Annotated in this window: 15 protein-coding genes; 11 read left to right on the top strand and 4 right to left on the bottom strand. The window is 74.0% G+C overall.

Going from position 1 to position 20,573, the window contains the following annotated elements; all coding sequences use genetic code 11:
• The first annotated feature begins 221 nt into the window (after positions 1 to 221).
• The gene (locus tag ABZ449_RS19090) at positions 222 to 1,772 is read left to right on the top strand and encodes an NlpC/P60 family protein (protein ID WP_360347034.1); all 1,551 of its coding nucleotides are present in this window, start codon (positions 222 to 224) and stop codon (positions 1,770 to 1,772) included.
• Positions 1,773 to 1,889: 117 nt separating this feature from the next.
• On the opposite strand, the gene ABZ449_RS19085 is transcribed toward ABZ449_RS19090, so the two are convergent.
• Positions 1,890 to 4,169 carry an FdhF/YdeP family oxidoreductase gene (locus ABZ449_RS19085; RefSeq protein ID WP_360347032.1) on the bottom strand — a complete coding sequence of 760 codons (2,280 nt, stop codon included), beginning with the start codon at positions 4,167 to 4,169 and terminating at the stop codon, positions 1,890 to 1,892.
• Positions 4,170 to 4,324: 155 nt separating this feature from the next.
• On the opposite strand from ABZ449_RS19085, the gene ABZ449_RS19080 reads away from it, so the two are divergent.
• Entirely contained in the window at positions 4,325 to 6,181 is a 1,857-nt protein-coding gene (locus ABZ449_RS19080) for a serine/threonine-protein kinase (protein WP_360347030.1), read from the top strand.
• Between the two features lie 45 nt (positions 6,182 to 6,226).
• On the opposite strand, the gene ABZ449_RS19075 is transcribed toward ABZ449_RS19080, so the two are convergent.
• A complete protein-coding gene (locus tag ABZ449_RS19075; protein WP_360347028.1) occupies positions 6,227 to 8,158 on the bottom strand; it encodes an FAD/NAD(P)-binding protein in 1,932 nt (643 codons plus the stop codon).
• Complete coding sequence (locus ABZ449_RS19070) at positions 8,155 to 9,120, bottom strand: amino acid ABC transporter permease (RefSeq protein ID WP_360347026.1); 966 nt, start codon at positions 9,118 to 9,120, stop codon at positions 8,155 to 8,157. The genes ABZ449_RS19075 and ABZ449_RS19070 overlap by 4 nt, the downstream gene beginning before the upstream one ends.
• A gap of 614 nt (positions 9,121 to 9,734) precedes the next feature.
• On the opposite strand from ABZ449_RS19070, the gene ABZ449_RS19065 reads away from it, so the two are divergent.
• From ABZ449_RS19065 to ABZ449_RS19030, 8 genes are all read left to right on the top strand, one after another.
• On the top strand, positions 9,735 to 10,904 hold the full coding sequence (locus ABZ449_RS19065; protein ID WP_360347024.1) for an LLM class flavin-dependent oxidoreductase: 1,170 nt from the start codon (positions 9,735 to 9,737) through the stop codon (positions 10,902 to 10,904).
• On the top strand, positions 10,901 to 11,398 hold the full coding sequence (locus ABZ449_RS19060; protein WP_360347022.1) for a GNAT family N-acetyltransferase: 498 nt from the start codon (positions 10,901 to 10,903) through the stop codon (positions 11,396 to 11,398). Before ABZ449_RS19065 ends, ABZ449_RS19060 begins: the two co-directional genes overlap by 4 nt.
• A gap of 11 nt (positions 11,399 to 11,409) precedes the next feature.
• Positions 11,410 to 12,357, top strand: a complete 948-nt coding sequence (locus ABZ449_RS19055; protein ID WP_360347020.1) for an ABC transporter substrate-binding protein — start codon at positions 11,410 to 11,412, stop codon at positions 12,355 to 12,357.
• Between the two features lie 90 nt (positions 12,358 to 12,447).
• Complete coding sequence (locus ABZ449_RS19050) at positions 12,448 to 13,440, top strand: amino acid ABC transporter permease (protein ID WP_360347018.1); 993 nt, start codon at positions 12,448 to 12,450, stop codon at positions 13,438 to 13,440.
• A gap of 53 nt (positions 13,441 to 13,493) precedes the next feature.
• Complete coding sequence (locus ABZ449_RS19045; protein ID WP_360347060.1) at positions 13,494 to 14,246, top strand: amino acid ABC transporter ATP-binding protein; 753 nt, start codon at positions 13,494 to 13,496, stop codon at positions 14,244 to 14,246.
• 54 nt (positions 14,247 to 14,300) lie between these two features.
• On the top strand, positions 14,301 to 15,290 hold the full coding sequence (locus ABZ449_RS19040) for an ABC transporter substrate-binding protein (protein WP_360347016.1): 990 nt from the start codon (positions 14,301 to 14,303) through the stop codon (positions 15,288 to 15,290).
• A gap of 46 nt (positions 15,291 to 15,336) precedes the next feature.
• Complete coding sequence (locus ABZ449_RS19035; protein WP_360347014.1) at positions 15,337 to 16,602, top strand: serine/threonine-protein kinase; 1,266 nt, start codon at positions 15,337 to 15,339, stop codon at positions 16,600 to 16,602.
• Between the two features lie 206 nt (positions 16,603 to 16,808).
• Positions 16,809 to 17,660: a fumarylacetoacetate hydrolase family protein gene (locus ABZ449_RS19030; protein WP_360347012.1), complete on the top strand. Its 852-nt coding sequence runs from the start codon at positions 16,809 to 16,811 to the stop codon at positions 17,658 to 17,660.
• 84 nt (positions 17,661 to 17,744) lie between these two features.
• Here the strand turns inward: ABZ449_RS19030 and ABZ449_RS19025 are convergent, their stop codons facing one another.
• Positions 17,745 to 18,500 carry a helix-turn-helix domain-containing protein gene (locus tag ABZ449_RS19025; RefSeq protein WP_360347010.1) on the bottom strand — a complete coding sequence of 252 codons (756 nt, stop codon included), beginning with the start codon at positions 18,498 to 18,500 and terminating at the stop codon, positions 17,745 to 17,747.
• Positions 18,501 to 18,619: 119 nt separating this feature from the next.
• On the opposite strand from ABZ449_RS19025, the gene ABZ449_RS19020 reads away from it, so the two are divergent.
• Entirely contained in the window at positions 18,620 to 20,395 is a 1,776-nt protein-coding gene (locus ABZ449_RS19020; RefSeq protein ID WP_360347008.1) for a DUF885 domain-containing protein, read from the top strand.
• The last annotated feature ends 178 nt before the right edge of the window (positions 20,396 to 20,573 follow it).

Genomic DNA, 20,573 nt, shown 5'->3' with positions numbered 1-20,573 from the left:
GTGACCACTTGCTTTCATCGAGGTGACCTGGGCCGCGCTGAGCTGGACATTAGCGAAGAACGTGCCGGTTCCGCACGATTTGTTGAGAGCTGTCTCACAGATCAATCGAGAATTAACCTCCCGGTCCGCATGCGCCCTGTTTCCGGCGAGTAACCCGTGGGAGGATCTGCGGGATCCGGGAAGCCGGGACAGGGGCAGTGCGCGGCGGGGAGGGCCAGACCATGGGCGGGGCGGGACAGAGAGCCGGGACGGCAGGCGTACGCCCCTGGGTCCGGGCGGCACTGCGCTGCGGAGCCGTCCTCGCGGCCGCGGCGCTCGCGCTGCCGGTGGGCGCCCAGGCCGCCTGGGCCGCGCCCGACCCGGGGGCCGGCCAGGCCGTCGCGGGCGCCGACCCGCTCGCCGCCGCCAAGGCCACCCTCGGCCCGCTGCTCGACCAGCTGCACGCGCTCTACCAGAGCGCCGAGGCCGCCACCGAGCAGTACAACGGCGCCGTCGCCAAGGTGGCCGAGCAGCAGACCGCGCTCACCGACCTCCAGGGCCGGGTGGAGCGCCAGCAGAAGCAGGTCGACGCCGGCACCGACATCGCCTCGCAGCTCGCCGCCGCGCAGTACCGCAACGGCGCCGCGTCGGCCTACGCCGAACTGCTGCTCTCCAAGGACCCGTACGAGGCGGTCGTCATCGCAGAGCTGCTCGCCTCGGCCAGCCGCTCGCAGTCGGAGTTCCTGGACAAGCTGAAGAGCGACCGGGACGCGCTGGACGGGCTGAGGAAGCAGACCGAGGAGGCGCTGGCGACCTCCCGGACGCTGGTCGCCCAGCAGGACGCGGCCAAGGCCAAGGCGACCGCCGACCTCGCCGCGGTCGAGCAGGCCGTCTCCTCGCTGACCGGCGCCCAGCGGGCCGAGCTGGAGCAGCTGGAGAAGGCCAAGGCGGACGAGGCGCAGCTCGCGTTCCTCGCCTCCGGGGCGCTCGGCAAGGGCGAGCGCACGCCCTCCCTCCAGGGGCGCGGGGCCATCGCCTTCGCGCTGGCGCAGGTCGGCAAGCCGTACCTGTGGGGCGGCACCGGCCCGGACGCCTACGACTGCTCGGGCCTCACCTCGCAGGCCTGGCTGCACGCCGGCAAGCCGATCCCGCGCACCAGCCAGGAGCAGTGGGCGCAGCTGCCGCACGTGGCGCTCAACCAGCTGCGGCCCGGGGACCTGGTGGTGTACTTCCAGGACGCCTCGCACATCGGGATGTACATCGGCGGCGGGCTGATCGTGCAGGCGCCGCGGCCCGGGGCGTTCATCAAGATCTCGCCGATCGGCTCGATGCCGATCCTCGGCGCCGTCCGCCCCGACCCGTCCGACTCGGCCGACGACGCCGGCGGCGCCTGGAAGGTGCCCGACCTCCCGGCGGGCTGGGACTCCGTCACGCCGATAGCACCGAGCCCGGGCCACCAGGTGCCGGCCCCGCCGGCCCCGGGCGGCGCGGTGACGCCGCCGGCCGTGCCGGAGACGCCGGGCGGGACGCCGACCACCCCGGGCGGGAGCGGTACGCCGACGGACCCGGGGACGCCGTCGGGCGGCACGCCCACCTCGACCCCGACCGGCACGCCGACCGAGCCGGGCACGCCGACCCCGACCGGGACCCCGGGCACTCCGAGCGGCACCGGCACGCCCACCCCGACCGGGACGGGCACCCCGACGCAGGGCCCGGGCGGCACCGGCTCGGCGACCGCCTCGGCGCCGGGCAGTGCGACGGCCACGCTGCCGCTGGGCACGCCGACGCACTGAGGCCGCGGCACCGAGGCCGCGGCACCGAGGCTGGAACGCGAAGGCCGGAACGCGGAGGCCGCCCCGCGTCACCGACGTGGGGCGGCCTCCGCGCTGTCCGGGCCGGCCGGTCGGCCGCTACTCGCCGCTGTCGGGCGCGAAGCGGATCACGACGGCCTTGGAGGTGGGGGTGTTGCTGATGTCGGCGGTGGAGTCGAGCGGCACCAGGACGTTGGTCTCGGGGTAGTAGGCCGCCGCGCCGCCGCGGGCGACGGGGTAGTGGACGACCCGGAAGTGCGGGGCGCGTCGCTCCACGCCGTCGCTCCACTCGCCGACCAGGTCGACGTACCCGCCGTCGGTGAGCCCGAGCTCGTCGGCGTCCGCGGGATTGACCAGGACCACCCGGCGGCCGCCCTTGATGCCGCGGTAGCGGTCGTCGAGGCCGTAGATCGTGGTGTTGTACTGGTCGTGCGAGCGCAGGGTCTGGAGCAGCAGCCGGCCCGGCGGGACCTCGGGGGCGGTCAGCGGGTTGACGGAGAAGTTGGCCTTCCCGGTCGCGGTCGGGAAGGTGCGGGTGTCCCGGGGGCCGTGCGGCAGGGTGAAGCCGCCGGGGCGGCGGACCTTCTCGTTGTAGTCCTCGAACCCCGGTACGACGCGGGCGATCCGCTCCCGCAGGGTGTCGTAGTCGGTGGCGAAGTCCTCCCACGGCACGGTGTCCTGCGGCCCGAGCACGGCGCGGGCGAGCCGGCAGACGATCGCGGTCTCGGAGAGCAGCCCGGGGGCGGGCGGACGCAGGCCGCCCCGCGAGGCGTGCACCTGGCCCATCGAGTCCTCGACGCTGACGAACTGGGCGCCGCGCGGGGTGACGTCCCGGTCGGTGCGGCCCAGGGTGGGCAGGATCAGGGCGCGGGCGCCGGTGACCACGTGCGAGCGGTTGAGCTTGGTGGAGACGTGGACGGTCAGCCGGCAGCGGCGCATCGCGGCCTCGGTGACCTCGGTGTCCGGGGTGGCCGCGACGAAGTTGCCGCCCATCGCGAAGAAGACCCCGACCCTGCCGTCCCGCATCGCGCGGATGGTGTCCACCGAGTCGAGGCCGTGCTCGCGCGGCGGCTCGAAGCCGAACTCCTTGCCCAGCGCGTCCAGGAAGGCGGTGGCGGGGCGCTCGAAGATGCCCATCGTCCGGTCGCCCTGGACGTTGCTGTGCCCGCGCACCGGGCAGACTCCGGCGCCGGGACGTCCGACGTTGCCGCGCAGCAGCAGGAAGTTGACCACCTCGCGGATGGTCGGCACGGCGTGCTTGTGCTGGGTGAGGCCCATCGCCCAGCAGACGATGATCTTCTCGGACTTCAGCACCAGCCGGCCGAGCTCCTCGATCTGCTCCCAGGGCAGTCCGGTCGCGGCGAGCACCCCGGCGCGGTCGGTGGTCCGCGCCTGGGCCTCGAACTCCTCGAAGCCGTAGCAGTGTTCGGCGACGAAGTCGCGGTCGACACCGTCCTGCTCCAGGACGATCCGGTTCAGTGCGCGGAACAGCGCGAGGTCGCCGCCGAGGCGGATCTGCAGGAAGAGGTCGGTCAGCTTGGTGCCGTGGCCGACCAGGCCGCGCGCGTGCTGGGGGTTCTTGAACCGCTCCAGACCCGCCTCCGGCAGCGGGTTGACGCTGACGATGGTGGCGCCGGCCCGCTTGGCGCGCTCCAGCGCGGAGAGCATCCGGGGGTGGTTGGTGCCCGGGTTCTGGCCGGCCACGATGATCAGGTCGGCCTGGTAGAGGTCCTTGAGGCTGACACTGCCCTTGCCGACGCCGAGCGTCTCGGTGAGCGCCGAACCCGAGGACTCGTGGCACATGTTGGAGCAGTCCGGCAGGTTGTTGGTGCCGAGCCGGCGGGCGAACAGCTGGTACGCGAAGGCGGCCTCGTTGCTGGTCCGGCCGGAGGTGTAGAACGCGGCGCCGTCCGGCGTCTCCAGGGCCTTCAGCTCCTCGGCGATCAGCGCGAAGGCGTCGTCCCAGGAGATCGGCGTGTAGTGGGTGGCGCCCTCGTCGAGCAGCATCGGCCGGGTGAGCCGGCCCTGCTGGCCCAGCCAGTAACCGGAGCGCTCGGCGAGGTCGGCGACCGGGTGGGCGGCGAAGAACTCGGCGTGGATCCGGCGCTCGGTGGCCTCCTCGGCGACGGCCTTGGCGCCGTTCTCGCAGAACTCGGCGGTGTGCGGCTTGTCCGGCTCCGGCCAGGCGCAGCCGGGGCAGTCGAAGCCGTTCTGCTGGTTGACCTTGAGCAGGGTGGCCAGGGTGCGGCGGGCGCCCATCTGCTCGGCGGCCATCCGCAGGCTGTGGCCGACGGCGGGCAGCCCCGCGGCCGCGTGCTGGGGCGCGGACACCTCGGGGGCGTCCTGTGCCGGGTCGCTCTGCGGGGCCTGCTTGGCCATGGCCGCTCTCCTCGGGCTCTGCTGGTTCGCGCCGCCCGCACCGTCGCGGGGGTCGGTTCCATCCTTCCACCTGGCCTCCGGCAGGGGGAGGGCCGTCTCCGCGGCGGGCGCAGCGTCGTCGGTAGAGTCTGGGCGTCATGGCGGGAGGGGAGAGCGTGCGAGTCGGGGACGTCCTGGACGGCCGGTACGAGCTGGTGGAGAAGCTCGGGCAGGGCGGGTTCGGGGTGGTGTGGCGGGCCCGGGACACCCGGATGGGGCGGCCGGTGGCCGTCAAGGTCATCGGGCACCACGGCGGCGACCGGGCCAAGGCCGCGCTGCGGTTCGTCCGGGAGGCCGGTGCGGCCGGCAACCTCTCGCACCCGCACATCGTCACGGTGCACGACCTGGGGCAGTGCGAACTCGGCGGTGAGGAGGTCACCTACCTGGTGATGGAACTGCTCACCGGGCGGACCCTCACCGAGGTGCTGCTGGCGGGGGTGCCCGAGCCCGCGCTCAGCCTGCGCTGGGGGCGGCAGATCAGCGCAGCGCTGGCGGCGGCGCACGACGCGGGCATGGTGCACCGGGACATCAAGCCGGACAACGTGATGATCACCGACTCCGGCCGGCTGAAGGTGCTGGACTTCGGCATCGCCCAGCTGGACACCGGCGCGGGCGGACTGACCACCACCGGGACGATCGTCGGCAGTCCGGCGTACATGGCGCCGGAGCGCTGGACCGGCGGCCGGGTGGACGGGCGGGCCGACCTCTACGCGCTGGGCTGCGTCCTGATCGAACTCTTCACCGGAGCGCGGCCGTTCGGCGGGGACTCGACGCCGGTGCTGATGTACCAGCACCTGAACGAGGCGCCGAAGCCGCTGGACCCGGCGCAGTTCGGGCTGCCGCCGCAGGTGGCCGGGCTGGTGGCGGAGCTGCTGGCGAAGGACCCGGCGGACCGGCCGGCCGACGCCCGTACCGTCGAGCGGCGGCTCGCCGAGGCGGCCGGGCGGCAGGACGGCCGGGCGGCCGCACCGGCGCCGGTGCCGACCGTGGTGGAGCGCCCGGGGCCGGTGGTGCCACCGCAGCCGAGCGCCCCGCCGGTCGTCCCCGTGCCCGCGCCCGCGCCTGCTGTGCCGCCCGTGCCCGCGCCTGCCGTGCCGCCCACGCCGCCGCCCGCCGTGCCCTCGGTGCTGCCGCCGCTGACCACGCCGCCGGTGACGGCCGCGCCGCCGGCCGAGTCCGTACGGGCCGGGCTGCGCGAGCGCCGGTCGGCCGCGTACCGGGCGGCGACGGCCGGCGAGTCGGCGATGCTCCTGCAGACGCTCGCCCAGGAGTGCGTGACGGCGCTCGGCGCGAGCGACCGGGACACCCTGTGCACCTGGCGGGACTTCGCCTGGTACCTCAGCCGGACCGGGGACCTGAACGGCGCGATCCGGCTGCTGACCGCCCTGGTGGGCGACATGCGCTCGGCGCTCGGCCCGATCGACCCGGACACCCTCGGCGCCCGCTACCACCTGGTCTGGTGCATCGGCGAGAGCGGTGCGCCGGTCACCACGATCCGGCTGATGAACGAGCTGCTGCCCGACCTGCACGCCGCCTGGGGCCCGTACGACCCCAGGGTCCTGAAGGCCCGGCACGACCTCGCGCTGCACCAGGCCAACCGGGGCGACCTCCAGGGCGCGGTGATCCAGTTGCACGGGCTGCTGCCGGACCTCGCCCGGGTGCTGGGCGAGCACCACCCGAGCACCGTGCAGGCCTGGCAGGACCTGACCGGCTACCAGCACCGGCTGGCCCAGGCCGGCCGCAAGGGGCCGGCGCAGCGCCGCCGGACGCCGCGGATGAGCCCGATGGAGGCGCTGGTGCTGGTGCGGCGGCTGCGGGTGTGGGACTTCGCCACCGACGAGCAGGCCCGGGCCTGCATGGACGCGCTGGACCGCGGGGTCGGCCTGAAGGGCGTCGCGGACGTGGTCTTCGACGCACCGGACCACGTCTCGGACGAGGACCTGGTGGAGGAGATCTTCGGTCCTTCGATGTGACCGCCGCCGTCAGGGCGCCCGTGGCGTTCAGGGCGCTCGCGCCGCTCACGCCGCCAGTACCGGGGTCGCCGGGAGCGCGGCCAGGGCGTGGAGCAGGGCGCGGGCGGCGGCGTCGTTCTGCCGGAACCCCGGGGCGTCGGTGCGCGGGCGGGCGAAGGCGGCGGCCGCGCGCAGGCTGGTGTGGGGGCCGAGGGCGGTGCGGCGGGGGTGCGGGGCGCCGCCGAGGGCCGGATCGAGCAGCCGGCTGTCCGCGGGGGCGATGGTGACCAGGCCGGAGCGGTGGGTGTAGTCCGGGTCGGTGACCACCTCCTCGACGATCCGGCCGGTGCGGTGCAGCTCGCGCAGCACCGGATCCAGGGTGCGGGCCAGCGCGTGCTTGGGCAGGTACGCCTCGACCAGCGCCGTCGCGGTGACGTGATGGCCGGGCACGGTGGTGCCGCGGGCCCGCCAGGTGCCGCTCGCCCCGTCCCGTTCGACCCGCACGTCCGGGCCGAGGAAGCGCACCACCCCGGCCTCGGAGAGGGCGAGCAGCTGGCGCAGCCGGAAGCCGGGCGGGCCGGAGGCGAGGAAGCTGAAGTAGCCGAAGAACCACTCGTCCACCTCCTCGGCGAGCGACCGGGCGGTGAGCCGGCCGCTCGTCATGACCCGGGGGAGCTGGCCGAACAGCGAGAGCAGGGCGAGGAAGGCGCCGAGGTCGGCGCTGTGCGCCGGGTCGGCGCGGCGGTCGACGTCGGCGGTGACGTACCCGCGCAGATGCGCCTGGAGCTCCTCGTCGGTGCCGAGTTCGAGCCCGGCCAGCGGGTGGTCGAGCCGTTCGAAGTCGAGCCGGTCGGCCGGGTCGGGGACGGCCTCGGCGACCAGGGCGGCGAGTTCGGGGCTGTACCAGCCGTGCCGGTCGTAGCGGTCGAGGAACTCCGTCCAGGGCAGGGCGGTGCGCTCGGGGTGGGCGTGGAACAGCTCGTGGTAGTGCCCGAAGCCGACCTCCTTGGCCATCAACGGCCAGAAGTCGCGCCGTAGTTCGAGCTGTCCGCCGGTGGCGAGCACGGCGTCCACGGCGGCCGCGTCGAAGTACCGGGGGAGCGGGGCCGGCGGCCCCTGGAGGCGGTAGTCGGTCTTGGCGTGGTACGGGACGCCGCGCCGGGATCCGAGGTGGAGCACCGGCTCGCGGCCGGACGGGTGGTAGCGCAGCGCGGGCCCGTCCCCGGTGGGCTCGAAGCGGCCGCCGCGGCCCTCGGTGAGCAGCGCGACCAGGTCCACCGCGGCGAGGCCGAGGCCGCGCAGCACCACGTGTTCTCCGGGGGCGAGGCCGGCGAGTTCGGCGGCCACGTCGGCGGAGTAGGCGGGCGGGAGGTGGAAGCGGCCGTGCCGGGCGGCGAACTCGGCGTCGGCGGCGTGGCGCGGGTGCGGGGCCGAGTCGAGGTGGCCGAGGGTGAGCGCGACGTGGTCGGCGGTCAGCGTCCGGTCGGTGAGGTGGACGGTCTGCGGGCCGTCGGCGGGGCCCTCGATCCGCCGGACGGTGTCGCGGTGGACGGTGACCGTGACGTGCGCCGGCAGGTCGGCGACGGCGCGGCGGAACACCCAGTCCAGGTAGGCGCTCTGGGCCCGGCGGGTGGGGAAGTCGGTGGGCGCGAGGGTGCGCAGCTCGGCCCGCACGTCCGGGTCGGCGACCTCCCGGTAGGGTGCGAACTCCCCCTGCCGCTGGGCCCATTCGGCCAGCGAGGGGCCGGGTCGGACCGGCCCTTCGAGGGTGGAGCGTTCGTCGGTGAACATGGTGACGTCCTCGGCCATGGAGTTCATCCGCAGCAGCGGGGACTGGTCGTCGCGCCAGATCCGGCCCGCGCCCGGCGGGTACGGGTCGACCAGGTGGATCGCCAACGGTCGTTCGGCGGGCAGGAGTTCGGCGGCGTTGGCGGCGATCCGCTCCAGCAGTCCGGTGCCGCGCGGGCCGGCGCCGACGATCACGAGCGTCGACGTCATGCCTTCGCCACCTTCACGAAGGCGGCGCGGGCCCGCTGCAGCGGGGTGGGCGGCAGGCCGTCGCGGGTGGCGCCCCGGGCGAAGTACCGCTCCACGTAGTACTGGCCGATGGACAGCAGGGTGGTGACCACCAGGTACCAGAGGGTGGCGACCACCAGCATCGGGATGACCTGGTACGACTGGAGGTAGACCAGCTGCACCGAGTAGAGCAGGTCGGAGACGGCCAGCACGCTGACGATGCTGGTGCCCTTGAGCGCGCCGATCAGCATGTTCCCGGCGCTCGGCACGATCGCCCGCATCGCCTGCGGCACCACGATCCGGCGCAGCACCCGCCACCGGCCGAGCCCGAGCGCGGACGCGGCCTCCAGCTGGCCGCGGTCGACGGAGAGGATGCCGCCGCGGATCACCTCGGCGGCGTAGGCGGTCTCCAGCAGGGTGAGGCCGATGACGGCGGTCAGGGTGGGGCCCATCAGGTTGACGGTCCTGACCGTGACGAACTCGGGGCCGAAGGGGACGCCGAGGCCGAGGGTCGGGTAGAGCGCGCCGATGTTGAAGAAGAACAGCAGCTGCACCAGCGGCGGGGTGGAGCGGAACACCCAGATGTAGCCCCAGCTCAGCGTGCGCAGCACCGGGTTGGCGGACAGCCGCATGGTGGCGAGGAGGGTGCCGAGCACGAAGCCGAGGGCGAGGGTGACGGCCGTCAGCCAGAGGGTCAGGCCGAGCCCGTCGAGCACGGACCGGGCGGTGAACCAGTCGGCGACCAGGCTCCACTGGAAGGCCTTGTTGCGGATCACCGAGTTGACCGCCATCGCGGCCAGCAGCAGGGCGACGCCGGCCGCGGCCCACTGGCCGGGCTTGCGGCGGGCGACGATCCGGGCCTCGGTGGTGGGCGGCGCGGCTGAGGGCGGTTCGGCGGGTCGGTCGAGGGCGGGGGAGGGCAGGACGTCCTGCGGGGTGGCCATGGCGGCGGCTCCTGGGCGGAGTGCGGGCGGGGAGAGGTACGGCGGTGGTCACGTACGCGGGCGCGGCCCGCGTCCCTCAACACGGCCGGCGCATTGCACTGCACTCCGTGCCGATCGTACGCATGCGCGATCGACGGCTGTCAAGGGCGATCGGGGCCGGGGAGGGCCGAGTGGAAGCGTGTCGGAGAAGTGACAGGAGATCGCAACAGTGCGGCAATGATGGACGGTTGACGGACCGATCGGCCGACTGCTCAACTTGAGGCCATGTACGCCGAGCAGCCCCTGGTCAGCCGCGACCACATCGACTTCGGTCGGGTGTGGTCCGCGGCGTGTCGCGGCTGACCCGGCAGTCGGCCGTCCGTCCGGCCTGATCTCCCGGCGGGGAGCCCTCCCTCGGCTCGCCCCTTCGCGGCCCGGATCCGTCGTCGACGACCGGCGACGCGTCAGGCCCTCGCTGCCGCCCCCGACTTCGCACTGCGCTCCGGCCCGCCAGCACTCCGGCAGTCCTTCCGCACCCCGTCACCGTCACCTGTTCGACGGCCGCCCCGCCGCGGCCGCCTCCGGCTTGCCCACCCGCGGCCCACCGGAGTCCCGCCCACCCGAAAGGTTCCGCCATGCCCGTCGAATTCCTCGGCATCGCCGCCACCGGCGATGGCTCGGAGACCACCGCCCGCACCACCGCCGCCTTCGACCGCGACTACACCCTGCGGCTGGCCCGGGCGCACGAGGACCACGGCTGGGACCGAGTGCTCTTCGCCTACGCGGCCGGTGCCCCGGAGCCCGCGGCCGCGGCGGCCTTCCTCGCCTCGCACCTGGACCGCCTCCAGATCCTGCTGGCGCACCGGCCGAACGTCTCCTACCCGACCTTCGCGGCCAAGACCTTCGCGACCCTCGACCGGATCAGCGACGGCCGGCTGACCGTGCACTTCATCACCGGCGGCAACGACCACGAGCAGCAGCGCGAGGGCGACTTCCTGACCAAGGACCAGCGCTACGAGCGCACCCGGGAGTACATCGGCATCGTCAAGAAGGCCTGGACCAGCCGGGAGCCCTTCGACCACGAGGGCCCGCACTACCGCTTCAACGACTTCGTCTCGGACGTCTTCCCCGTCCAGCAGCCGCGCCCGGCGGTCTCCTTCGGCGGCTCCTCGGACGCGGCCTACGCGGCCGGCGGCGCCGAGGCGGACATCTACTGCCTCTGGGGCGAGCCGCTGGCCCGCACCGCCGAGCAGATCGAGCGGGTGAAGGAGGCGGCCCGGGCCGCGGGGCGCACCGACGTGCCGCGGATCCAGGTGGCGTTCCGGCCGATCATCGCGCCGACCGAGGAGCTGGCCTGGGAGAAGGCGCACCGGACGGTGGCCGCGATCCGGGCCCGCCGGGGTGCCGGCCGGCCGGGCGCGGGCCCCGGGGCGGCGGTACCCGGGGCGGCACCCGAGAACACCGGCTCCCAGCGGCTGCTGGAGATCGCCGAGGCCGGCGAGCGCTACGACCGCGCCCTGTGGACCCCGACCGCCGCGGCCACCGGCGCGGCGGGCAACTCCAACGCGCTGGTCGGCACCCCGGAGACGGTCGCCCAGGCGCTGCTCGACTACTACGACCTCGGCGTGGACATCCTCTCCGCGCGCGGCTACCACCTGCTGGACGACGCGATCGACTTCGGCCGGTACGTCATCCCGATCGTCCGCGAGGAGGTCGCCAAGCGGGACGCCGCCAGGGCCGAGCGGACCGCCGAGGCCGAGCAGGCCGAGCGCGACCGCCACCAGCTGATCGCGGTGCAGGCGTGAGTCCGTCGCCGGCGGCCGTCTTCCGCAAGGCCGCCATCGACGATCCGCTGGTCGAGCCGTTGCTGCGCGAGCTCACCCACGAGTACGTCACCCGGTACGGCCCCGAGGCGCGCCTGGAGATGACCCGCTACCCGGCCGAGGACTTCGCCGAGCCGCACGGCGTGCTGCTGCTCCTGCTGGAGGACGGCGAACCGGTGGCCGGCGGCGCCTACAAGCGCTACGACGAGCACACCGCCGAGGTGAAGCGGATGTGGACGCACTCCGCGCACCGGCGCCGGGGTCTGGCCCGCCGGGTGCTAGCCGAGCTGGAGCGGACGGCGGCCGCGGCCGGCTACACCCGTATCCACCTCACCACCGGCCCGCGCCAGCCCGAGGCCAGGAACCTCTACCTCGCGGCCGGCTACACCCCGCTGTTCGACGTCTCGGCCGACCCCCTGACCGTCGGCCTGCTCCCCTTCGAGAAGCCCCTGGCCGTCCTGGCCCCGACCTCCTGAAAGGCCCCCCCGTGAGAACCAGCACCGTCCGCCGCCGCCTGCTCGCGACCACCGCCCTGCTGCCGGTCCTGGCCCTGGCCGCCTGCGGCTCGGACCCGAAGATCGCGGGCGCGGCGGTGGCGGGCGGTCCGGCCGCCACCGCCACCGAGGACCTCGTCTCCGGCCTCACCAGGTCGGAGGCCGCCGCCGCGCTGCTGCCCGAGGAGGTCCGCAGGGCCGGCACGCTGAAGTTCGGCTCGGCCTTCGGCTCGCCGCCCACCGCGTTCTACGTCGACCAGGTCTCCAAGAAGCCCGCCGGGATCGACGTGGACTTCACCGACGCGGTGGCCAAGCTGCTCGGTCTGACCGTCCAGCGCGAGGAGGCCGCCTTCGAGACCATCCTGCCCGCCCTGGACAGCGGGAAGTACGACGTCGGCACCGGCAACTTCGGGGTCACCACGGCCCGGCTGAAGACCATCGACTTCGTCACCTACATCGACGACGGCCAGGGCTTCGCGGTGAAGAAGGACGACACCGCGATCCAGCCGGTCACCGACCTGGTCCAGCTGTGCGGACTGACCGTCGGCACCGGCGCCGGCACCACCTTCGAGACCACGCTCAACAGCCGCAAGGGCGTCTGCACCGACGCCGGGAAGAAGCCGTACGAGGTCAAGGCGTTCAGCGAGAGCGGCGCCCTGCTGACCAGCCTCCAGCAGGGCCGGGTGGACGTCGAGATGTCCACCATCAACGGCCTGCGCCACCAGGCCGCGCAGGAGGCCTCCGGGACCCGCTTCCTCGGGGAGTTCCACCGCCTCGACGTCGGCTTCGCCCTGAAGAAGGGCTCGAAGCTCGCCCCGGCCCTCCAGGCGGCGGTCAACCAGCTGATCAAGGACGGGACGTACGAGCGGATCCTGCGCAAGTGGGGGGTCGCCGAGTCGGCGATCAAGGAGTCGCAGATCAGCCCGCCCGAGCACGCCTGAGCCCGAGCCCGCCTGAGCCCGAGCCCGCCTGAGCCCGAGCCCGCCTGAGCCCGCGCCCGCCCGAGCCCAGGGCCCGTCGAAGGAGTCCCGATGACCGTCAGCACCGAAGCACCACCCGCCCCGTCGAGACCGGCCGCCGCCCTCGACCTCGACGCACTGGCCGGCCTGCGGACCGTCCCCGCCCGGCACCCCTGGCGCTGGGCCGCCGGGATCGCCGCACTGGTCGTGCTCGCCCAGTTCGCCCACGGCCTGGCCACCAACCCCGGCTGGGACTGGGCCACGTTCCGGCTCTACTTCACCGCCGACACCATCCTCCGGGCGATCGGCCGGACCCTCGAACTCACCGCCTACGGCACCGTGCTGGGCTTCCTGCTGGGCACCGCGGTGGCCGCGATGCGGCTGTCCCGCAGCGCGATCCTGCGCTCCATCGCCTGGGCCTACGTGTGGGTGTTCCGCTCGATCCCGCTGATCGTCCAGCTGGTGTTCTGGTTCAACCTCTCCTACCTCTACAAGCGGTTCGGGATCGGCATCCCGTTCGGCCCGACCTTCGGCGACGTCGAGACGGTCGGCGTGCTCGGCGCGCTCGGTGCGGCGGTGCTCGGCCTCGGGCTGCACCAGGCCGCGTTCGCCGCCGAGATCATCCGCGGCGGCATCATCGCGGTGGACTCCGGCCAGCGGGAGGCCGCCGCCGCGCTCGGCATCCCGCGGTGGCGCCAGGGCTGGCGGATCGTGCTGCCGCAGGCGATGCGCGGCATCCTGCCTGCCGCCGCCAACGAGGTGATCTCCCTGCTGAAGGGCACCTCGGTGGTCTACGTGATGGCCATCGGCGAGCTCTTCTACCAGGCCCAGGTCATCTACGGCCGCACCGGCCGGGTGGTGCCGCTGCTGATGGTCGCCACCGTCTGGTACGTGCTGCTGACCACCGCGCTCTCGATCGGCCAGTACTACGTCGAGCGCCACTTCGCCCGCGGTGCCGAGCGCACCCCGCCGCCCACCCCGTGGCAGCGCCTCCGGGCCCTCGCCCGGAGCCTGCCGGCCCGCACCAGGCCCGCCGCCGCCCATACCTCCGGAGGACAGTCGTGACCACCCTGACCAAGCCCGGGCCGAACCCCTCCGGCCCGGCCCCGGCCGCCCCGATGGTGCAGGTCCGCGGACTGCACAAGAGCTTCGGCCGGCTGGAGGTGCTGCGCGGGGTCGACCTGGACGTCCCGGTCGGCTCGGTGACCGTGGTGCTCGGCCCGTCCGGCTCCGGCAAGTCCACCCTGCTGCGCGCGATCAACCACCTGGAGAAGCTGGACCGCGGCCACGTCGCCATCGACGGCGAGCTGATCGGCTACCGCCGTTCCGGCGACCGGCTGTACGAGCTCAGGGAGCGCGAGGTGCTGCGCCAGCGCACCGGCATCGGCTTCGTGTTCCAGAACTTCAACCTGTTCCCGCACCTCACCGTGCTGGAGAACCTGGTCGAGGCGCCGGTGGCCGCGCTGCGCCGCCCGAAGGCCGAGGCCAGGGCGGCGGCGCTGGCCCTGCTGGAGCGGGTCGGGCTGGCCGACAAGGCCGCCGCCTACCCCCGGCAGCTGTCCGGCGGGCAGCAGCAGCGGGTGGCGATCGCCCGGGCGCTGGCGCTGGAGCCCAAGGTGCTGCTGTTCGACGAGCCCACCTCGGCGCTCGACCCGGAGCTGGTCGGCGAGGTGCTGGACGTCATCAAGGACCTCGCCCGCAGCGGCACCACGATGATCGTGGTCACCCACGAGATCGGCTTCGCCCGCGAGGTCGCCGACACCGTGGTCTTCATGGACGGCGGCGTGGTGGTCGAGCAGGGCCCGCCCGCCGAGGTCCTGGACCGGCCGCGGCACGAGCGCACCCGGGCCTTCCTGGCCAAGGTCCTCTGACCTTCCCCCCCCTTCCCGTCCCGCACCTCCCTTTCACCGAGCAGGAGTTCCGCCATGTCCCTACCCCGTCGCGCCCTCGTGACCGCCGCCGGCGCGCTCGCCGCCGCCCTCGCCCTGGCCGGCTGCGGCAGCACCGCCACGGGCGCGGGGTCGGAACTCGCCGCGGCCAAGGGCACCACCGCGCCCGACGGCACCGTGGTGAACCTGTCGCCGGAGCAGAACCGGGTCACCACGCCCAAAGTCGACGCGATCGCCGCACTGGTCCCGGAGGAGATCAGGAAGAAGGGGACGCTGACCGTGGTCGACTCCATCGGTACCACCCCGCCGCTGGACTTCTACGCCAACGACGACAAGACCATCATCGGCGTCGAGCCGGACCTCGCCGCGCTGATCGGCAACGTGCTGGGCCTCAAGGTCGAGTACAACCCGGTCTCCTGGGAGAACATCTTCGTCGGCCTGGACAGCGGCAAGTACGACGTCGGCATCTCCAACATCACCGTCACCGAGGCGCGCAAGGAGAAGTACGACTTCGCCACCTACCGGCTGGACGTCCTGGGCTTCGAGGCGAAGAAGGGCGGCAGCCTCAAGGTCACCGGCCCGAAGGACCTCGCCGGGAAGCCGGTCGGCGTCGCCACCGGCACCAACCAGGAGAAGCTGCTGGTCTCCTGGAGCGAGGAGAACGTCAGGAACGGCCTCAAGCCGATCGACATCAAGTACTTCCAGGGCACCGAGTACTACCTGGCGCTCGCCTCCGGCCGGATCGAGGTCTACACCGGCCCCAACCCCAGCCTGGCCTTCCACGCCGTGCAGACCGGCGAGACCGAGGTCGTCGGCACGTACTCGGGCGGCGGCGCGGACGTCCTCGGCAAGATCGCGGCGACCACCCGGAAGGACAACGGGCTGGTCAAGGCACTGAACGCGGCGATCGACGAGGTGATCCGCAACGGCACGTACGGGCAGGTGCTCAAGCGCTGGGGCCTGGACGCCGAGGCCGTGCGGAGCTCGGAGATCAACCCGCCCGGGCTGCCCAAGCCCAAGCCGTAGCGGGGCCGGCCCCGGGTCGTTCACCCGTACGTCTCCGCCCGCCGCTATGGTGACCCCTCCCGGCGGCGAACGCCGGGCGGGCGCGGTCGAGTTGGGGGAGGGCATGGAGAAGGGCGAGGTGCTCGGCGGTCGCTTCCGGCTGGAGCAGAAGCTGGGCAGGGGCGGGTTCGGCGTGGTCTGGCGGGCGACCGACACGACCATCGACCGGGAGGTCGCGGTCAAGGTGCTGCTCGCCGAGCACGCCACCGACCGGGAGGCGGTCAGCCGGTTCGTCCGCGAGGCCCGGACGGCCGGCGGCCTCAACAATCCGCACATCGTGACCGTGTACGACTACGGGTGGACGGAGACCTCCTCCGGGAAGATCCCGTACCTGGTGATGGAGCTGGTCCGCGGCCGGGCGCTGTCCGAGGTGCTCAAGGACGGCCGGCCGGACCACAAGCAGGCGCTGCGCTGGATGCGGCACGTCTGCAAGGCGCTGGACGCCGCGCACCGCTCGGGGATCGTCCACCGGGACATCAAGCCCGAGAACGTGATGATCGCGCAGGAGGGGGAGCGGGCCAAGGTCCTGGACTTCGGCATCGCCCGGCTGGTCACCCAGACCGTCCGGCTCACCTCCACCGGCAACGTGGTCGGCACCGTCCCGTACCTGGCGCCCGAGTGCTGGTCCGGCGGCGTGGTGGACGGCCGGGCCGACCTCTACGCCCTCGGCGTCATGCTGTACGAGATCTGCACCGGCGCGCGCCCGTTCCGCGCCGCCTCGGCCGCCGAGTACATGTACCGGCACCTGGAGGAGGTCCCGTCCCGGGTGCGCAGCAAGGACCCGGCGCTGGCCGCGCTGGTCGCCGAGCTGCTCGCCAAGCGGCCCGATCAGCGGCCCGCCGGAGCCGCCGAGGTGCTGGAGCGGCTGCGCGGCGTCCAGCCCGGGATGCTGCGCCCGGACGACCCCAGCCCGGAGCAGCTGCGCCGGCGGGCCGACCGGGCCTGGCGGCACGGCGAGGCCGGCGAGGCGGCGGAGGCGGTGGAGATCCTCACCGCGCTCGTGCCCGACTTCGCCCGGATCTGCGGCCCGGACGATCCGCGCACCCTGCGCACCTGCCACGACCTGGCCCTCTGGCTGGCCCTGGACGGCAGCCCGGGCGCCGCCGTCGCCCTGCTGGACGAGCTGGCCCAGGCGCCCGGCGCCACCCCGGAGGCCCGGGCGGACGCCCGGCGCGACCTCGCGCACTGGCAGCGGGAGGCCGCCCGGCTCGGCCCGGGGCGGCCGCGGGCACTGGGCCTGGGGGCACTGCTCGGCGCCGCGCGGGGCGACTGAGGCGTGCCCCGGGCCCGGTCGCCCGCCGGGTGTCAACCGTGCGGGCTGCCGAGCCCGGGGCGCGGCCCGGGCCGGAACCGGGAGCATTTCGCCCATCGGGACGGTCTGGTCCGCCGCCCGGACGCGTTGGTATACCTCGTTGCCGGACTCGGGAGCGGCGTTCGCGCCGCCCCGGTGAGCTGCGACGAAAGGCTGGTGAGGGATCGATGAAGCTCCTGCGCGTCGGACCGGCGGGCGCCGAGCGCCCGGTCGTCCTGGGCGAGGACGGCACCGCGTACGACCTCTCGGGGCGGGCCCGCGACCTCGACGGGGCCTTCCTGGCCGGGCTGGACCCGGCCGCGCTGGCCCGGGACGCGGCCGCCGGCGTCCTGCCGGTGGTGGACCTCGACGGCCTGCGGGTGGGTGCCCCGGTGGCCCGGCCGGGCAAGGTGGTCGGCATCGGGCTCAACTACCGCGACCACGCGGCCGAGGCCGGGGCCGCGATCCCGGCCGAGCCGGTGATCTTCCTCAAGCCGAGCTCCACCGTGGTCGGCCCGTACGACGAGGTGCTGGTGCCGCGCGGCGGCGAGAAGACCGACTACGAGGCCGAGCTGGCGATCGTGATCGGCCGCACCGCCCGCTACCTGGACTCGCACGCCGAGGCGGCCGGGGTGATCGCCGGCTACACGATCGCCAACGACGTCACCGAGCGGGCCTTCCAGTTCGAGCGCGGCGGCCAGTGGGACAAGGGCAAGTCGGCGGAGACCTTCACCCCGCTCGGGCCCTGGCTGGTCACCGCCGACGAAGTGGCCGACCCGCAGGCGCTGACCCTGCGGCTCTGGGTCAACGGCGAGCAGCGGCAGCACGGCAGCACCGCCGAGATGATCTTCCCGGTGCTCGAACTGGTCCGCTACACCAGCTGGTTCACGGTGCTGGAACCCGGTGACGTGATCATCACCGGCACCCCGGCCGGGGTCACCCTGGGCCGCCCCGGCACGCCGTTCCTCGCCCCGGGCGACGTGGTCGAGATCGAGATCGACGGCCTCGGCCGCCAGCGCCAGGTGCTCGGCAAGGCGTAGGCCGCACGGGCCGAGCCCGACCCCTGGCACGGGGGTCGGGAGGGCCGTCGCGACGCACGGCCACGGCGCCGCGGGGCCGCGCGGCTAGGAAGCGCCGCCCAGCACCGCCCGCAGCCGCTCCGCCCGTTCCGGCCGCGGTCCCTCCAGCGCGAGCACCCCCGCCAGCACCTCGGCCGTCTGCGGATCGTGCAGCGCCGTCGCCGCGGCCATCGCGGTGAACTGGTCCACCAGCCAGTCGCGCAGCTCCGCCACCGGCAGCGCCCGGCCCTCGTCCAGCCAGCTCAGCGACGCGCCCTCGACCACCGCGATCCACGAGCGGACCAGCAGGGTCAGCCGCGGTCCGGCCTCCCGCACGCCCAGGTGACGCAGCGTGCGCCGCAGCGCCGCCCGCCGGACGTCGTCCACGATCGCCGAGGTGCGGGCCGTCTCCACCACCGAACCGCCGCGCAGCAGCGCCGAGTAGCCCGCGTCGTGCTCGGCGACGAAGGCGAAGTAGCCGTCCAGCACCGTCGACAGCTGCTCGGACGGCTTCCCGCGCACCGGCACCGCGAAGCGGCCGGTCAGCTCGTCCGCCGCGGTGCGCAGCGCGGCCTCGTACAGCTGCTGCTTGCCGCCCGCGAAGTAGCGGTACACCAGCGGACGGGAGGCCCCGGCGGCCTCGGCGACGTCGTCCAGGCTCACCTCCTCGGGCGGCCGGGAGGCGAACAGCTCCAGGGCGACCGCGATCAGCTGCTCGCGCCGCTGCTGGACCGGCAGCCGGCGGTAGCCGGAGCGGCGCGGGCGCGGTTCGGGCGCGGCCGGAACGGGCGCCTGACCTGCCGAGGTGGGGCTGGCTTCCATGGCGGCCAAGCGTAATGGGCGCAGGGCCGATCCGGTCCTGTGGCGGCGAACGGTTTTTCGCGGGCGAACCCCGGTCGCCAAGGGGTTGCAAAGCCGTCGCGCCACGCAATGATGTCGGAATGCGTGAAGAACTGATCACCGCCGACGGCACCACCCCTCGCCGCATCGCCGACGACCACGTCCGCGAACTGGCCGAGCTCGACCCGCTGACCGCGGTGTACCTCGGTCTCAACCTCGATGACGACCGACTGCCCGACCTCTCCCCGGCCGGCCCCGAGGCCCATGCCGACCTCGCCCGCCGCACCCTGGCGAAGCTCGACGCGGCCGAGCGTTCCGGTGCCGCCGAGGACGAGGCGGAGCGCCGCTGCGCCCGGCTGCTGCGCGAGCGGCTGACCGCTGAACTCGCCGTCCACGAGGCGGGGGAGAACTTCCGCTCGCTGCGCAACCTCGGCTCCCCGGTGCACGACCTGCGGGAGTCCTTCACCCTGATGGGCACCGACACCGAGGCCGAGTGGGAGGTGATCGGCCGCCGGATGGCGAGGATCCCGGTGGCGTTCGAGCAGTACCGGCGGACGCTGTCCGAGGGCATCGAGCGCGGTCTGCTGTCCGGCCCGCGCCAGGTGGCCACGGTGCTCGGACAGTTCGCCGAGTGGCTGGGCGAGGACGCGCCGGCCGACGAGCGGGTCCCAGAAGGAGGTGCGCCGCGCAGCGGCTCGGGCGAGGGGGGCCGTGGGCGACGGTCGGGATGGTTCGGACAGTTCGTCCAGGACGCGCCGCAGGCCCTGCGCCCCGAACTGTCGAAGCACGCGGTGGCCGCCGAGGAGGCGCTGGCCGAGCTGCGCGACTGGCTGCGCGACGTGTACGGCCCGGCCGCGGCCGGTGCGTCGGACACCGCGGGCCGGGAGCGTTACGTCCGCTGGGTGCGCTACTGGACGGGTGCCGAACTGGACCTGGACGAGGCCTACGCCTGGGCGTGGAGCGAGTTCCACGACCTGCTGGCGCAGATGGAGGTCGAGGCCGAGAAGGTCCTGCCGGGCGCGGGCCCGCTGGCGGCGATGCAGTGGCTGGAGACCGAGGGTCCGGCCATCGAGGGTGCCGAGGCCGCCCGGGAGTACCTCCAGGGCCTGATGGACCGGGCCGTCCGGGACCTCCAGGGCACCCACTTCGACCTCGCCGAGCCGGTCACCCGGGTCGAGTCGAAGATCGCCCCGGCCGGCAGCGCCGCCGCGCCGTACTACACCGCGCCCTCGCTGGACTTCAGCCGCCCCGGGCGGACCTGGCTGCCGCTGGTCGGCCGGGAGAGCTTCCCGGTCTGGGACCTGGTCTCGACCTGGTACCACGAGGGCGTGCCGGGCCACCACCTCCAGCTCGCGCAGTGGAACTACGTCGCCGACCGGCTCTCCACCTACCAGGTGAGCCTCGGCGGGGTGAGCGCCAACCTGGAGGGCTGGGCGCTGTACGCCGAGCGCCTGATGGACGAGCTCGGCTACCTCACCGACCCGGGCCACCGCCTGGGCTACCTCAACGCGCAGATGATGCGCGCGCTGCGGGTCATCATCGACATCGGCATGCACGTGGGCCTGGACTTCCCGGCGGACTCCCCGTACGAGCCGGGCGAGCCGGTCGGCCCGGAGAACGCCCGGGAGTTCTTCGGCCTGTACTGCGGCCTGTCCGCCGAGTTCCTGGACAGCGAGCTGGTCCGCTACCTGGGCATGCCCGGCCAGGCGATCGGCTACAAGCTCGGCGAGCGTGCCTGGCTGCGCGGACGGGCGGCGGCGAAGGCGGCGCACGAGGCGCGCGGCGAGGAGTTCGACCTCAAGGCCTGGCACATGGCGGCTCTCTCGCAGGGCTCGCTGGGCCTGGACGACCTGCTCGAGGAGCTCTCGGCGCTCTGATCCACGACGCGGCGCAGACCGCCGCGGCGGGCCTGGGAACCAGGCCCCCGGGACTCGGTCCGGAGTCCCGGGGGCCTGGTTCTTTTGTCCTGAAGGTCAGATTTGGTGAGGTTTTTCCTTGCGATCCGTCCGGGGCGGAGTTTCGCTGGAAGACGACTGCGTGACCTCTCCGCCCCAC

It is taken from the genome of Kitasatospora sp. NPDC005856, from assembly GCF_040629945.1.
GTDB lineage: Bacteria > Actinomycetota > Actinomycetes > Streptomycetales > Streptomycetaceae > Kitasatospora.
Note: the sequence above shows the minus strand (reverse complement) of the source record. Positions and strands in the feature narration are given on the sequence as shown.

Excerpts from the sequence above, each read along its gene's own strand:
- ABZ449_RS19090 (WP_360347034.1), top strand. The coding sequence starts at position 222 with ATGGGCGGGGCGGGACAGAGAGCCGGGACGGCAGGCGTACGCCCCTGG.
- ABZ449_RS19085 (WP_360347032.1), bottom strand. The coding sequence starts at position 4,169 with ATGGCCAAGCAGGCCCCGCAGAGCGACCCGGCACAGGACGCCCCCGAG.
- ABZ449_RS19075 (WP_360347028.1), bottom strand. The coding sequence starts at position 8,158 with ATGACGTCGACGCTCGTGATCGTCGGCGCCGGCCCGCGCGGCACCGGA.
- ABZ449_RS19070 (WP_360347026.1), bottom strand. The coding sequence starts at position 9,120 with ATGGCCACCCCGCAGGACGTCCTGCCCTCCCCCGCCCTCGACCGACCC.
- ABZ449_RS19065 (WP_360347024.1), top strand. The coding sequence starts at position 9,735 with ATGCCCGTCGAATTCCTCGGCATCGCCGCCACCGGCGATGGCTCGGAG.
- ABZ449_RS19050 (WP_360347018.1), top strand. The coding sequence starts at position 12,448 with ATGACCGTCAGCACCGAAGCACCACCCGCCCCGTCGAGACCGGCCGCC.
- ABZ449_RS19045 (WP_360347060.1), top strand. The coding sequence starts at position 13,494 with ATGGTGCAGGTCCGCGGACTGCACAAGAGCTTCGGCCGGCTGGAGGTG.
- ABZ449_RS19040 (WP_360347016.1), top strand. The coding sequence starts at position 14,301 with ATGTCCCTACCCCGTCGCGCCCTCGTGACCGCCGCCGGCGCGCTCGCC.
- ABZ449_RS19035 (WP_360347014.1), top strand. The coding sequence starts at position 15,337 with ATGGTGACCCCTCCCGGCGGCGAACGCCGGGCGGGCGCGGTCGAGTTG.
- ABZ449_RS19030 (WP_360347012.1), top strand. The coding sequence starts at position 16,809 with ATGAAGCTCCTGCGCGTCGGACCGGCGGGCGCCGAGCGCCCGGTCGTC.
- ABZ449_RS19025 (WP_360347010.1), bottom strand. The coding sequence starts at position 18,500 with ATGGAAGCCAGCCCCACCTCGGCAGGTCAGGCGCCCGTTCCGGCCGCG.
- ABZ449_RS19020 (WP_360347008.1), top strand. The coding sequence starts at position 18,620 with ATGCGTGAAGAACTGATCACCGCCGACGGCACCACCCCTCGCCGCATC.